Source organism: Cryobacterium algoricola, assembly GCF_004402485.1.
Classification (GTDB): domain Bacteria; phylum Actinomycetota; class Actinomycetes; order Actinomycetales; family Microbacteriaceae; genus Cryobacterium; species Cryobacterium algoricola.
Map to the genome: position 1 here is coordinate 764,430 of NZ_SOFG01000011.1, position 13,730 is coordinate 778,159.

At 70.3% G+C, this 13,730-nt stretch carries 13 protein-coding genes; 3 read left to right on the forward strand and 10 right to left on the reverse strand.

Annotated features, from left to right (window positions below; all coding sequences use genetic code 11):
- Positions 1-92: 92 nt before the first annotated feature.
- The 9 genes from E3O44_RS10290 to hemE all read right to left on the reverse strand — a co-directional run bounded on the left by E3O44_RS10290 (position 93) and on the right by hemE (position 7,847).
- Positions 93-884 carry a uroporphyrinogen-III synthase gene (locus E3O44_RS10290; protein WP_134534630.1) on the reverse strand — a complete coding sequence of 264 codons (792 nt, stop codon included), beginning with the start codon at positions 882-884 and terminating at the stop codon, positions 93-95.
- Positions 885-887: 3 nt separating this feature from the next.
- Positions 888-1,841 carry a hydroxymethylbilane synthase gene (gene hemC, locus E3O44_RS10295; protein WP_134534631.1) on the reverse strand — a complete coding sequence of 318 codons (954 nt, stop codon included), beginning with the start codon at positions 1,839-1,841 and terminating at the stop codon, positions 888-890.
- Positions 1,838-2,956, reverse strand: a complete 1,119-nt coding sequence (locus tag E3O44_RS10300) for a ferrochelatase (protein WP_134534632.1) — start codon at positions 2,954-2,956, stop codon at positions 1,838-1,840. Before E3O44_RS10300 ends, hemC begins: the two co-directional genes overlap by 4 nt.
- The gene (gene hemQ, locus E3O44_RS10305) at positions 2,956-3,720 is read right to left on the reverse strand and encodes a hydrogen peroxide-dependent heme synthase (RefSeq protein ID WP_134534633.1); all 765 of its coding nucleotides are present in this window, start codon (positions 3,718-3,720) and stop codon (positions 2,956-2,958) included. Before hemQ ends, E3O44_RS10300 begins: the two co-directional genes overlap by 1 nt.
- A gap of 79 nt (positions 3,721-3,799) precedes the next feature.
- Entirely contained in the window at positions 3,800-4,093 is a 294-nt protein-coding gene (locus E3O44_RS10310) for a DUF3618 domain-containing protein (protein WP_134534634.1), read from the reverse strand.
- Positions 4,083-4,541, reverse strand: coding sequence for a phage holin family protein (locus tag E3O44_RS19210; RefSeq protein ID WP_166792607.1), 459 nt, complete (start codon positions 4,539-4,541; stop codon positions 4,083-4,085). The genes E3O44_RS10310 and E3O44_RS19210 overlap by 11 nt, the downstream gene beginning before the upstream one ends.
- On the reverse strand, positions 4,538-4,942 hold the full coding sequence (locus tag E3O44_RS19215; RefSeq protein ID WP_166792608.1) for a YtxH domain-containing protein: 405 nt from the start codon (positions 4,940-4,942) through the stop codon (positions 4,538-4,540). Before E3O44_RS19215 ends, E3O44_RS19210 begins: the two co-directional genes overlap by 4 nt.
- Before the next feature lie 95 nt (positions 4,943-5,037).
- Complete coding sequence (locus E3O44_RS10320; RefSeq protein WP_134534636.1) at positions 5,038-6,639, reverse strand: protoporphyrinogen/coproporphyrinogen oxidase; 1,602 nt, start codon at positions 6,637-6,639, stop codon at positions 5,038-5,040.
- Positions 6,640-6,650: 11 nt separating this feature from the next.
- A complete protein-coding gene (gene hemE, locus E3O44_RS10325) occupies positions 6,651-7,847 on the reverse strand; it encodes a uroporphyrinogen decarboxylase (RefSeq protein ID WP_134534637.1) in 1,197 nt (398 codons plus the stop codon).
- Positions 7,848-7,930: 83 nt separating this feature from the next.
- Between hemE and E3O44_RS10330 the strand changes: the two genes are divergently transcribed.
- Positions 7,931-9,286 carry a glutamyl-tRNA reductase gene (locus E3O44_RS10330; RefSeq protein WP_134534638.1) on the forward strand — a complete coding sequence of 452 codons (1,356 nt, stop codon included), beginning with the start codon at positions 7,931-7,933 and terminating at the stop codon, positions 9,284-9,286.
- Positions 9,287-9,389: 103 nt separating this feature from the next.
- Here E3O44_RS10330 and E3O44_RS10335 read toward each other — a convergent pair whose 3' ends face one another.
- Entirely contained in the window at positions 9,390-10,775 is a 1,386-nt protein-coding gene (locus E3O44_RS10335; protein WP_134534639.1) for a glycine--tRNA ligase, read from the reverse strand.
- Between the two features lie 209 nt (positions 10,776-10,984).
- On the opposite strand from E3O44_RS10335, the gene E3O44_RS10340 reads away from it, so the two are divergent.
- Together E3O44_RS10340 and E3O44_RS10345 are read left to right on the forward strand one after the other, a co-directional pair.
- On the forward strand, positions 10,985-13,294 hold the full coding sequence (locus E3O44_RS10340; RefSeq protein ID WP_134534640.1) for a carbon starvation CstA family protein: 2,310 nt from the start codon (positions 10,985-10,987) through the stop codon (positions 13,292-13,294).
- 40 nt (positions 13,295-13,334) lie between these two features.
- Positions 13,335-13,583 (forward strand): YbdD/YjiX family protein, encoded by a 249-nt coding sequence (locus E3O44_RS10345; protein ID WP_134534895.1) that lies wholly within the window; start codon positions 13,335-13,337, stop codon positions 13,581-13,583.
- Positions 13,584-13,730 lie beyond the last annotated feature (147 nt).

A 13,730-nucleotide genomic window follows, 5' to 3' on the forward strand; every position in this document is an offset into this window, starting at 1 on the left:
AGGGCCAAAATTACGCTCTCGCGGGAGGCGGTGGGCGCGAACGGGCGGGGCTCGGCGGAGCCGCGCGAGGCGTGGCGGAGGGGGAACCGGAGCTAGCGGAGTTCAGCGAAGTGCGCGAGCGCCTCGATGAGGGCCTCGGCGCTGGGGGCCTCTGCGACGAGGTCGACGCGGAGGCCGAGCGCCGCGGCGTCCTTGGCGGTGCGCGGACCGATGCAGGCGACGAGGGTCGTCTCGGGAACCGGCCCGAACTGCGCCTGGACCTGTTCTGCGACACTCCCCGACGTGACAAGGAGCGCCTGCACCTTGCCGGCCGCGACATCCGCGACGACCCGCGGGTCGACGGGCACCCCGATGGTGCGATAGGCGACGACCGACTCGACCTCGTGGCCGATCCGGCGCAGGCCCTCGGTCAGCAGGGGCTTGGCGATCTCGGAACGCAGGGTGAGGATGCGCAGGGGGACGACACCCTGGGTGGCGGCCTCCCACTCGGCGAGCAGGCCCCTGGCGGAGTTGTCTTCAGCGGGAACGAGGTCGACGCGGTAGCCCGCGGCGATGAGTGCGGCCGCGGTGGTCTCGCCGACCGCGGCGATCCGGGTGCCGGGAGCCACAACGGCGCGGTGCGAGGAGAGGACGTCGACAGTGGTCGCACTCGTGATTGTCATCCAGTCGAAGTCCCCGTCCGCGAGGCGGGCGAGTGCGGCGTCGAGGGCCGGGGCATTGTCCGTCGCGGCGAAGTTGATCATCGGGGCCACGATCGGCTGCGCGCCGCGCGAGCGGAGGTCTGCGGCGACATGGTCGCCCCACGGGCCGCCGCGCGGAACGAGGACCCGCCAGCCGGCCAGCGGCTTGGTGGGATTGGAGAGGGTCTTGTAGCGCCAGGTCATTTCTTAAGAAGTCACCTTCATGGGGGCAAAATCGGCAGCCCCGCCTTGGATCAGATCACGGGCCACACGCTCGGAGACGTCCTGGGCGGCCTCGACCAGGTGGGTGACGGAATGTGAATCGGGCGTCGCGGCGTGCGAACTCACGATACTTCGGGCACCATCAGGACTGTACACCGTCGCCGTCAGGAACAACAGGCCGTCGTCGATCGCCGCCATCGCCCCGATCGGGGCGGCACAGCCGGCCTCCAGCCGCTCGAGCACGAGCCGTTCCGCGGTCGTGGTGGCCTGGCTCGTCGCGTGGTTGATCGCGGCGAGGGCGGTGCCGAGCGGGCGATCGAGCCTGCCCTCCCTGACCTCGATCGCGAGGGAACCCTGACCTGCCGCGGTCGGCCAGTCGGAGAGCTCGAGGTACTCGCCCTCGACCGCGCTCAGGAGGCCGAGCCTGCTGAGACCGGCCGCTGCGAGCACGACGGCGTCGAGGTCGCCCGCGGTGACCCGGGCGAGCCGGGTGTCCACATTGCCGCGGATGTCGACGACGGTCAGGTCCGGGCGGGCTTTCAGGAGCTGGGCCACCCGGCGGGGAGACCCGGTGCCGACCCTGGCACCCTCGGGGAGGGTCTCGAGGGTCAGTCCGTCGCGTGCGCAGAGCACGTCGCGGGCGTCCGCGCGGCGCGGCGTGGCGCCGACGACGAGCCCGGGATACCGGGCGGTCGGGAGGTCCTTGAAGGAGTGCACGACCGCGTCGCAGTCACCGTTCAGCAGGGCCTCGCGGAGGGCGCTCGCGAACACACCCGTCCCGCCGAGGCCGGACAGGGGCTCCGTCGAGGTGTCGCCGTGGGTCGTGATCACGACGAGCTCGACCTCGGTGCCCGCTGCCGCCGCGATCCGGTTGGCGACCGCCTGGGTCTGGGCGAGCGCGAGGGCGCTCCCCCGGGTGCCGATCCTGATCGCGCTCACGGTGCGATCCCGGCGAGGGCGGGCTTGAAGCCGAGGCGCACGTTCTCGCAGCAGCCCGGCCGGCACACGTCGTACCAGGGCCCGAGCGGGGTCATCGCCGGTCGATCGGCCGCCGGCGTGTCGTCGAGGCGCTCGACCACGAGGTCGATCAGTCCGCTCACGTAGGCCGGGTCGACGCCGGGCGTCGGCACGCGCACCGAGAACAGTCCCTGTTCCTGCGCCGTCTCCGTCGCCTCGTTGTCGAGGTCCCACATGACCTCCATGTGGTCGCTCACGAAGCCGAGCGGCACGATGACGACGGCACGGATGCCCCTGGCCGGGAGCAGCCGGATGGCGTCGTTGATGTCGGGCTCGAGCCAGGGCATGCTCGGCGGCCCGCTCCGGGACTGGAAGACGAGCTGCCACGGGGTCTCGCTCGCCGCGGCATCCGCTGCGGCGACGGCGGTCATCACCGTGTGCGCGACGGCGAGGTGCTGGGCCTCGTAGGCGCCGCCCTCACCGAAGCCGCGCTCCGCGGGTCCGCTCTTCGCCGCATCGGTCGAGGGGATCGAATGAGTCGAGAACAGGACCTCCACCTCGGTGGCGAGGTCGATGCCGGGGATCCGGGCTGCGACATCCGCAAGGCCCTTGCTGACGCCGGTGATGAACGGGGTCACGAAGCCGGGGTGATCGAAGAACTGACGGACCTTGTCGATGTGCACGACGCCGGTGAGGCCCGTGGTCTCGAGCGCGGCCGCGAGGTCTTCACGGTACTGGCGGCAGCCGGAATACGAGCTGTACGCGCTCGTGACGATCGCGAGCAGGCGGTCCTGGCCGTTGGTGTGGGCCTCGGCGATGACATCGCGGAGGTAGGGGTCCCAGTTGCGGTTGCCCCAGAGCACGGGGATGTCGATGCCGCGGCGGTCGAGTTCGGCCTCGAGCGCGGCCCGGAGGACGCGGTTCTGGGCGTTGATCGGGCTGATGCCGCCGAAGTGGCGGTAGTGCGTCGCGACCTCTTCGAGGCGCTCCTCCGGGATGCCGCGGCCGCCCGTGACGTTGCGGAGGAAGGGGATCACGTCGTCCTGGCCCTCCGGGCCGCCGAAGCCGGCCAGCAGAATGGCGTCGTATGTTGTCACTACTGGAGCACCTCGACGAGTTCCGCGGTGGAGATGCGGCGGCCGGTGTAGAACGGGACCTCTTCGCGCACGTGGCGGCGGGCCTCGGTGTTGCGGAGCTCCCGCATCAGGTCGACGAGCTCGGTGAGCTCGTCGCTCTCGATCGGGAGGAGCCACTCGTAGTCGCCGAGGGCGAACGCGGAGACGGTGTTCGCGATCGCGCCGCGGAAGGCCGCGCCCTTGCGGCCGTGGTCGGCGAGCATGGCGCTGCGCTCCGCCTCCGGGAGCAGGTACCACTCGTAGCTCCGGACGAACGGGTAGACGGTCAGCCAGGCCTTGGGCTCGACACCGCGCAGGAAGCCGGGCACGTGGCTCTTGTTGAACTCGGCGTCGCGGTGCACGCCCATCGCGTTCCAGGTCGGGAGCAGGCTCTTGAGGAGGCGGCTGCGGCGCAGCTCCCGGTTGGCCCACTGCAGGGTCTCAGCCTCTGCCGCGTGGGTCCAGATCATCAGGTCCGCGTCGGCGCGGAGGCCGGAGACGTCGTAGAAACCGCGGACGGTGACGCCCTCCGCCTCGACGAGTTCGACGATGTCGTCGAGCTCGAGCACGGCGTGCGGGACGTCGCGGCCGTCGAGGTCGTCCGGGTTCGTCGGGTCCTTGCGAAGCACTGCGAACAGGGTGAAGCCCTGGGGCGATGCCGCGCTCGTTGCGCCACCCGTGAGGGTGTCGGCGTCGGGGGCGGGGTGGGAAGAGGTTACTGCCTCTCCGGCAGCCGGCTGAGTCATGAGTACAGTCTCTACTTTTTTGTGACCAGAGCCAAAAGACTCAGCCGGCGCCCGGCCGGGCACGCCCGTCCGGGCGGTCTCAGTCGTCGAGGACGGCCCTGAGCGCGAACCAGACGGCGGCGCCGACCGCGAGGGCGCTGCCGAGAGCGACCCCGAGCAGTGCCGTGGGGTTCTCCTCGCCGAGCTTGTGCAGGCGGCGCCTGGCGAGGCGCTCCTTGTCACGCAACCGCTTCGGGACGTTGAGCTTGTACTCGATCGCGTCGAGGGTCAGCGCGAGCTGGGCGCGCGCGGCGGTCGCCTCTGCGCGCAACTCGTGCGTCGACTTCGACGGAGTCGCCGCTGCACCGGTCGTCTTGCCCTGGTCAGTGCTCATAGTCTCCGACTCCCTTGATCGCATCTGCGTCCCGGCGGATGCTTGCCGCGAGGCCGTCCGGGTCTGCGCGCGTTCCGGCCTTCACCCGGTTGACCCCGATCAGCACGAGGATCCCGGCGACGAGGAGCAGGGCCACCGCGACGATGAGCGTCGCGAGCCAGAGCGGCAGCACGAGCGCGAGGGCGATCACGGCGAGCGCGACGAAGACGATGACCGCGAGGAATGCGAACACCCCGGCCACGACGAAGAGCCCGATGCCGAGGCCGATGTTCTTCGCCTTGCCCGCCATCTCGGACTTGAAGGCCTCGATCTCCGCGTGGATGAGCGCGGCGATCTGCCCCGGCAGCTCGGAGACGAGGGTGATCAGGGTCTTGCGCGGCCGCGGGCCGAACCCGCCCGCGCGGACGCCCTCTGTCGGGGTTCCGGTCTCCGACGGCGATCCGGTCACAGTGAGGATGCTTCCGATGTGGGCGCACCCGGGTCGGGGGTGCCGTGGGCGGGGGTCGCCGACGAGGCGGCAGACGGCGCGGACGGCGCGGACGGCGCCGGGCGTTTCGTGGACCAGGACGTGCCGTACTTCGGGCCCGAGCCGGCGGCATCCGTTGCCTTCGCGGTCTTGTCCGCGAGAGTGCCGACGAGTTTCTTGCCGGCGTTGATGAGAGCGGCCGGCACGTCGCCGACCCGCTCGAGTGCGAAGTCGCGGACCTCGGTCACGCGGCGCTGCACGGGGTCGGCGTTCCAGAGGCTCTCTGCGGAGGCCACGATCTGGTCGTAACGCCTACGCCCGGCACGTGCGCCCAGGACGTAGCCGACGAGTCCACCGGTGATAAAAAGAAGCTTTCCCCGCATGTGTCACTCCATTCTTCGTCGTTCACGTACGTCTCAGAGTATCCCGCCTGCGGAAACGGTGAAGGGCGAACTGCCGGACCACTGGGCAGAACGGCTCAGTGAACCAGCGCATCGCGGCGGGTGCGGCCGGCGGTCGCGAGGGCGTCGGGGATGACGGAGGCGAGCCCGGTTCCGGAGAGCCAGGCTCCGGTGACCTCGAGCCCTTCGAGTGCCGCGACGGCCCGGCGCACCTGGTCGACGCGGTCGCGGGCGCCGACGGTCGCCGGAGAGAGCGCGTCGCCCCACCGGGTGCGGTCGAATCCGAGCACCTGCCCAGCCGAGAGCGGCGTGCCGAGGATGGCCGAGGCATCCGCGAGGGCGAGGGCGAGGAATTCGTCGTCGGTGAGGAGGGCGCCCGGATTCTTCTTCCCCGCGCGGCCGTAGGACAACCGGAGCACGTGCACGCCGGGACCCGCTTCCGCGGCGACCCAGTCCCATTTCGCGGTGACGTGCGTCAGCGCCTTGGCGGTCACACCGGGCGCGCCCGCTGCGACGAGGACCCCGGTGCCGCGGGGGTGCGTGTCGAGCTCGGGGGCGGCGAGCACGAGGGTGGCGAGTTCGATCGGGGTCGGCTTCGGCCAGTGCAGGGCGCCGAGCGCCTTCTGCTGCGGGCCGAGGGGCGCGATGAGGGCGAGGGCCTGGGCACCGGGTGTCGCCAGGATGACGAACCGTGCCGAGAGCGTCTCCGGCAGGCCCCCGGTTTCGAGGTCGCCCGGCGCGGCCGTCGCCGCCTGCGGGACGGGGGCATGCGGCGTTTCCGCGGGGTGCTGCGCTTCCGCGGCGTCGGGTGTTCCGGAGGTGCCGGGCTCTTCGGGGGCTTCCGGGCGGGGCGCGATCGTGACCTGCCAGGGTTCGGCCGGGGTGGGGCGGATGCGGGTGACGACGGCCTCCGTGACGACCTCGACGTCGAAGCGGTCGAGTTCGGAGCGGAGCGCGGCGACGAGGCCGGCCATGCCGCCGCGAAGCCCGGCCACGGCGGAGCCGGCGGGTGCGGCGCTGCGCAGGGACAGCACGGCGCCGGACAGCGATCCGGTCACGGTGAGGGCGGCGTTGAGGCCGGGAGCCACGACGTCGACCTCGAGGTCGTCGGCCGACGAGGTGTAGACGCCGGCGGTGACCGGCTCGACGAGGCGTTCGAGGACGCGGCGGCCCATCCGTTTGCGGACGAGTTCGCCGAGGCTGTGCTCCCTGCCGATCGTGAGCACGGGCATCAGCCGGTCGAGCCAGGCCCGCATCGCTCCCGACCAGCCGATCACACGGCGGACATCTTCGGCGAGCGGGGAGCCGGGGATGCCGAGCACGCCGGCCCGGGGCATCGGCGCGCTCACCGGGGCGCCGCCCGGACGCTCAGACGGCAGGTAGAGCCAGGCGCCGACGGGGTTCGGCTGCACGACCCGGTCGGAGAGACCGAGTCCTTCGATGAATTCGGCGACGGCGTTGCGGCGCACCGCGAAGCTCTCCGCCCCGCTGTCCAGGGTGAGCCCGGCGACCTCGTGGCTCGCGAGCGCCCCGCCGAGGTCGGTGCCCGCCTCGAGCACGGTGACGCTCAGCCCGACGCGGGCGCACTCGCGGGCAGCCGTGAGGCCGGCCACCCCGCCGCCGATGACGACGACGTCACGCACGCCGCTCATCCGCTCGCCCCGCACTGCTTCGCTCATCGCGCGCCGGCTCAGGACACGGTCGGCGTTGTCGCCGGCTCGCTGGGTACGGCGGCGGATGCCCCGGGTGCTCCGGTCTCCACGGGAGCGCCGGCCGTGACCTCGTGCACGAAGGCGACGAGACGGGTGAGCACGGTCGGGTCGGTCAGCGGCGGGACGCCGTGGCCGAGGTTGAGCACGTGGGACGGAGCGGTGCGTCCCCGCTCGAGGACGTCGAGGACGTGCGCCTCGAGAACGGGCCACGGCGCCGCGAGCAGGGCGGGGTCGAGGTTGCCCTGCAGGGGCACGTTGCCGCCGAGGCGCCGGTTGGCCTCGTCGAGCGGCACCCGGTAGTCGACCCCGACGACGTCGGCGCCGACGGAGTGCATCTCCTGGAGCAGTTCGCCGGTGCCGACGCCGAAGTGCACGACGGGAACGTTGCGGCGGATGGGCGCGTCAGCAGCGGGCGTCGTCTCCGCATACGTGAGGTCGCGCACGTGGGCGATCGCCGCAGCGGATGCCGGGGCGACGAACCTGCTGTAGTCGGCGAGGGAGAGCGCACCGGCCCAGGAATCGAAGAGCTGTGCGGCGCTCGCGCCTGCGAGCACCTGGGCGCGCAGGAAGCGGCCGGTCACCTCCGCGGTCCAGTCCATCAGGGAGGCCCAGGCCGCCGGATCGGCGTGCATCAGGGTGCGCGCGTGGATGTGGTCCTTGGACGGACCGCCCTCGACGAGGTAGGCCGCGAGGGTGAACGGCGCCCCGGCGAACCCGATCAGCGGGGTGCCGCCGAGCTGGGCGACCGTTCGGGCGACGGCCTTCCGGATCGGGTCGAGGGTGGTCTCGAGCACGGCGGGGTCGAGCGCGACGAGTTCCTCCACGTCGCGGGCGGTGCGGACGGCCTTGCCGAGCACCGGCCCCATCCCGGCGACGATCTCGACGTCGACGCCGACGAGCTTGAGCGGGATCACGATGTCGCTGAAGAGGATTCCCGCGTCCACCTGGTGCCGGTGCACCGGCTGGAGGGTGATCTCACTGGCCATCTCCGGGTCGAGGCACGCGTCGAGCATCCGGGTGCCGACCCGCAGCGACCGGTACTCGGGAAGGGAACGCCCGGCCTGGCGCATGAACCACACCGGCGTGACCTCCGGGCGGGTGCCCTGGTATGCGCGGATGAGGCGGGAATCGGCGGTGAGTCCGGAGGCGAGGGGGTGTTGCGCGTCGAGGTTCATTTGTGTCAATTCTGTCAAACTTTCAGGACTCCGATGCCGTGCGGATCTGATCCGCTCCCAGATGGACAACGTAGACTCACCGAGTGCTGATCTGCCTGTCCGCGAACCACAAGAACTCGAGTTTCGATGTACTCGAGAAGCTGTCCGTCGGCGCGCCCGGCACGGCAGGCGGCATCATCGAGCGGTACCCGACCCTGTCGGGAGCGGTCATCGTCGCGACCTGCAACCGCTTCGAGGCCTACCTCGACCTCGACGAGCCGGACGGCGCCTCCCCTCTCGAGGCTGTCCAGGCCGCGATAGCCGGCGTCAGCGCCGGAACGGGCGTCACCGCAGACGTCCTCCGCGAGACCCTCGACTTCGTGCACGGCAACGGCGTCGCCGAGCACCTGTTCGCCGTGACGAGCGGACTCGAATCCGTCGTCGTCGGCGAGGGCGAGATCGCCGGCCAGGTGCGCCGCTCCCTCGAGGAGGCCCGCGAGCGCGGCACGACCACCCCCGAACTCGAGCGCCTGTTCCAGCGCGCGTCGCAGACCTCCCGCGGCGTCAAGAACCGCACCGGCATCGGCGCCGCCGGACGCTCACTCGTGCGCCTCGCCCTGCAACTCGCCGAGACGCGGATCGTAGACTGGGGGACCGCCCGCGTCCTACTCGTCGGCACCGGCCGCTACGCCGGCGCCAGCCTCGCGGCCCTCCGCGACCTCGGCGTCACGGACGTGCGGGTCTACTCGCCAACGGGCCGGGCCGCCAAGTTCGCGGGTTCGCACGGCATCATGCCCGTCTCCGAGCGGGCGTTCGCCCTCGAGGCCGACCGTGCAGACCTGATCCTGACCTGCACGACCGTCGAGCACCACGTCGTCACGGCCGCGCTGCTCCGCGCGGGCGCCGCAGCGAACGAGGATGTCGGCACCGGCGCAGAGCCGGAAGCTCCTGCTGCCAGGCGACTCATCATCGACCTCGGCCTGCCGCGCAACGTCGCCCCCGATGTCACTGAGATCCCGGGCGTCGAGCTGCTCGACCTCGAGACCATCCGCATCCACGCCCCGCTCGAAGAGCTCAATGCGACGAGCGAGGCCCGCCTGCTCGTCGGCCGCGCCGCGCGCAAGTTCTCGGCGGTCGCAGAAGAGCAGAGCCTCGCACCGGCGGTCGTCGCGTTGCGCAGCCACGTCTTCGACCTTCTCGATTCCGAGATCGAACGGGCGCGCGCGCACGGCGACGACACCGAACAGACCGAGCGGGCGCTGCGCCACCTCGCGAGCGTTCTGCTGCACACTCCGATGGTCCGCTCGCGCGAACTCGCGAGGGCCGGCGAGCAGGCCGCGTTCACCGGCGGCCTCGACGCCCTGTTCGGCATCCGGGTCGAGCTACCGACCTCGGCGACCGGCGTCGGGGCCGACGTGCCGACGGAACCGTTCCCCGGGTCGGCGCACCGGGCATCCTGAGCGCTCGGGCTCGGCGTCTCGGCGTCTCGTCAGCGAGCGCGGGAGCTGCGCCGCTGCGCGGGTGGCGGACCACACGCGCAGCGGCGAAAAGCCCGCGCTCGGGTCAGGCTCCGCGGAGGCGCTCGGCGAGGTAGGCGTCGAGCTTGTCCAGGGGCACCCGCTCCTGCTGCATCGTGTCGCGGTCGCGCACGGTGACGGCCTGGTCCTCGAGCGAGTCGAAGTCGACCGTGATGCAGTACGGGGTGCCGATCTCGTCCTGGCGGCGGTAGCGGCGCCCGATCGCGCCGGCGTCGTCGAAGTCGACGTTCCACGACTCGCGCAGGCGTGCGGCGAGCGAGCGGGCCATCGGCGAGAGCGCCTCGTTGCGGGAGAGCGGCAGCACGGCGGCCTTGATCGGCGCGAGGCGCGGGTCGAGCTTCAGCACGGTGCGCTTGTCGACGCCGCCCTTCGCGTTCGGCACTTCCTCCTCGTGGTACGCATCGACGAGGAATGCCATCAGCGAGCGGGTCAGGCCGGCTGCCGGCTCGATCACGTAGGGCACCCAGCGCTCGTTCTTGGTCTGGTCGAAGTACGACAGGTCCTTGCCGGATGCCGCCGCGTGCGTCTTGAGGTCGAAATCCGTGCGGTTCGCCACGCCCTCGAGTTCGCCGAACTCGCTCCCGCTGAACCCGAAGCGGTACTCGATGTCGACGGTGCGCTTGGAGTAGTGCGAGAGCTTCTCGGCGGGGTGCTCGAAGAAGCGCAGGTTCTCCGGCTCGATGCCGAGGCCGGTGTACCAGCTCATCCGCTGCTCGAGCCAGTACTCGTGCCAGGTCTCGTCCGTTCCCGGTTCGACGAAGAATTCCATCTCCATCTGCTCGAACTCGCGGGTGCGGAAGATGAAGTTTCCGGGTGTGATCTCGTTGCGGAAGCTCTTGCCGATCTGGCCGATGCCGAACGGGGGCTTCATCCTGGCCGCCTGGAGCACGTTGGCGAAGTTCACGAAGATGCCCTGCGCGGTCTCCGGGCGCAGATAGTGCATGCCCGCCTCGTCGTCGACGGGGCCGAGGTAGGTCTTGAGCAGGCCGGAGAAGGCGCGCGGCTCGGTCCAGGTGTGCCGGTTGCCGCAGTTCGGGCAGGGGATGCCGTCGAGGCCGCCCTCGGCGGGACGCCCCTTCTTCTCCTCGAACTCCTCCTCGAGGTGGTCGGCGCGGAAACGCTTGTGGCAGCTCGTGCACTCGACGAGCGGGTCGCTGAAGACCTCGACGTGACCGGATGCCTCCCACACCTTCCTGGGCAGGATCACCGAGGAGTCGAGGCCGACCACGTCGTCGCGGCTCGTGACCATGAAGCGCCACCACTGCTTCTTGATGTTCTCCTTGAGCTCGACGCCGAGGGGCCCGTAGTCCCACGCGGACCGGGATCCGCCGTAGATTTCACCCGCCTGAAAGACGAACCCGCGGTGGCGGGCGAGGGCGATGACGGAATCGAGGCGGGAGGGTGCGGCCACGGTGGCTCCAATGGTCGAGGGTGGATGTGGGGCGGCGCTTCCGGAAATTCCCGGTCAGGCGTACCCATTTTAGGCTCTCGTCCCGGTGCGACCCTCAGGCTGTTAGCATTGCTAAGGAATCATCACGAATTCAGCTCACACTCAGCTTGGATTCGGCACGAACGCGAGCCGCACCTCAGCACCATCTGCACCACCTCAAAGGAGAGATCATGGGCACCAGGCCCCGCACGCCGAACGACGCTTTCACGGGGGCTGATCCGCTCGATCGCGATCCGGCCCTACTCCCCGTCGCCCTCGACCAGACAGAACATGACGCGCAGGAGCGGCGCTGGACCCCGGCCAAGATCGCACTCTGGGCCGGCATCTCCCTCCTCGGCGGACTGAGCTGGGTCATGCTCGCGGTCGTCCGCGGTGAGACCGTCAACGCCATCTGGTTCGTCTTCGCCGCGGTGTGCACCTACCTGATCGGTTATCGCTTCTACTCGAACTACATCCAGAAGCACCTGCTGAAGCCGGACGACCGCAGGGCGACCCCCGCGGAGTACAAGGCGGACGGCAAGGACTTCGCGGCGACAGACCGCCGGGTACTCTTCGGCCACCACTTCGCCGCGATCGCCGGGGCGGGACCGCTCGTCGGCCCTGTGCTCGCCGCGCAGATGGGCTACCTGCCCGGCACGATCTGGATCATCGTCGGCGTCGTTCTCGCCGGGGCGGTGCAGGACTACATCGTGCTGTTCTACTCGATGCGTCGCGGCGGCCGTTCCCTCGGCCAGATGGCCCGCGACGAGCTCGGCAAGATCGGCGGCACCGCCGCCCTGATCGCCACGATGGCGATCATGGTCATCATCGTCGCCATCCTCGCCCTCGTCGTGGTCAACGCCCTCGCTGCGAGCCCCTGGGGCGTCTTCTCGGTCGGGATGACCATCCCGATCGCGCTCTTCATGGGCTGCTACCTGCGCTTCTTCCGGCCGGGCAAGGTCAGTGAGGTCTCGATCATCGGGTTCGTGCTGCTCCTGGCCGCGATCATCGGCGGCGGCGCCATCTCGAACACGGCGTGGGGAGCGGCGTTCTTCCACGTCGACCCGGTGCCGCTCGCGATCGGCATCATCATCTACGGCTTCGTCGCCGCGATCCTCCCGGTCTGGCTGCTGCTCGCCCCGCGCGACTACCTCTCGACCTTCATGAAGATCGGCACGATCGGGATGCTCGCGATCGCGATCATCATCGTGCGCCCGGAGATCACCGTCCCCGCCTTCAGCGAGTTCGTCGCCAACGGCGGACCGGTCGTGAGCGGGTCGCTCTTCCCGTTCCTCTTCGTCACGATCGCCTGCGGCGCCCTGTCCGGTTTCCACGCCCTGATCGCCTCCGGCACGACTCCGAAGCTCATCGAGAAGGAACGCCAGACCCGCTTCATCGGCTACGGCGGCATGCTCATGGAGAGCTTCGTCGCGATCATGGCCCTCGTCGCCGCCGTCTCGATCGACCGCGGCATCTACTTCGCGATGAACTCCTCGGCAGCCCTCACCGGGGGCACCGTCGAAGGCGCCGTCGCGTTCGTCAACAGCCTCGGGCTCACCGGGGTCAACCTCACCCCCGAGATGCTCACCCAGACCGCGAAGGACGTCGGCGAGGCCACGATCGTCTCCCGCTCCGGCGGCGCGCCGACGCTCTCCGTCGGGCTCGCGCACATCATGCAACAGGTCGCAGGCGGCTCGGGCATGATGGCGTTCTGGTACCACTTCGCGATCATGTTCGAAGCCCTGTTCATCCTCACCGCCGTCGATGCGGGCACCCGCGTCGCGCGCTTCATGCTCCAGGACAGCCTCGGCAACTTCTTCCCGAAGTTCAAGAACACCTCGTGGCGCACGGGGGCGTGGCTCACCACGGGCATCATGGTGCTCCTCTGGGGCGCGGTGCTGATCATGGGCGTCACGGACCCGCTCGGCGGGATCAACACCCTGTTCCCGCTCTTCGGCATCGCGAACCAGCTGCTCGCCGCCATCGCGCTCGCGGTGTGCATGGCGATCGTCGCGAAGCAGGGCAAGTTCAAGTACATCTGGATCGTCGCCGTTCCCCTCGCGTTCGCCGCGATCATCACGATCTATGCCTCGATGCTGAAGATCTTCTCAACCATCCCGGCCGTCGGGTACTTCGCGCAGAACAAGGCGTTCTCCGACGCCCTCGCCGCCGGGAAGACCTCCTTCGGCACGGCGCCGAGCGTTGCGGCGATGGAGGCCGTCGTGCGCAACACGATGGTGCAGGGACTCCTGTCGATCCTCTTCGTCACCCTCGCGATCATCGTGATCGTCTCCTCGGTCGTGGCGACCTGGAAGTCCTGGAAGAGCCGCGACTTCGGCACCAACGAGGACCCCGCGCTCCCGTCGCAGATGTTCGCGCCGTCCGGCTTCCTGCCGACCCCGGCCGAAAAGGAACTGCAGGGTCGCTGGGACGCCCAGGCCGCCGCCGAGAAGAGCGCCAGGAGGGCCCAGGACACCGGCGCCGGCGCCCCTGGCCGGTGACGGTCCGGTGACGGAATCCGGGGCGGGCCGGGGGCAGCGGATGCCCTCGGCCGGCGTGACACCGCTCGCTGCGGTTCGCAGCGGCATCCGCCGGGCAGCGCGGGGTCTGGCCTGGTACGTCAAGGGGGTGCTGGGAGAGGACGCCTGGGACAAGTACCGGGCGCATCACGAAGCGGCGCACGGGGCAGCCGACCCCGCCCATCCCGGGGAGCGGATGATGACCGAACGCGAGTTCTGGCGGGACCAGACCGACCGCCAGGACGCCAACCCGCAGGGCCGCTGCTGCTGACCCTCTGAGGCTCGCGAAAGCGGGTGAATCGTCGTCTTGACTGGGGCAAACAGACGGCTCACCCGCTTTCGCGCATCCGGACGGGGAATTCCGGCCGGCGCCGCTCGCACCGAATGTCCAGCTTGCTTTCCTAACGTCGAAAACAAC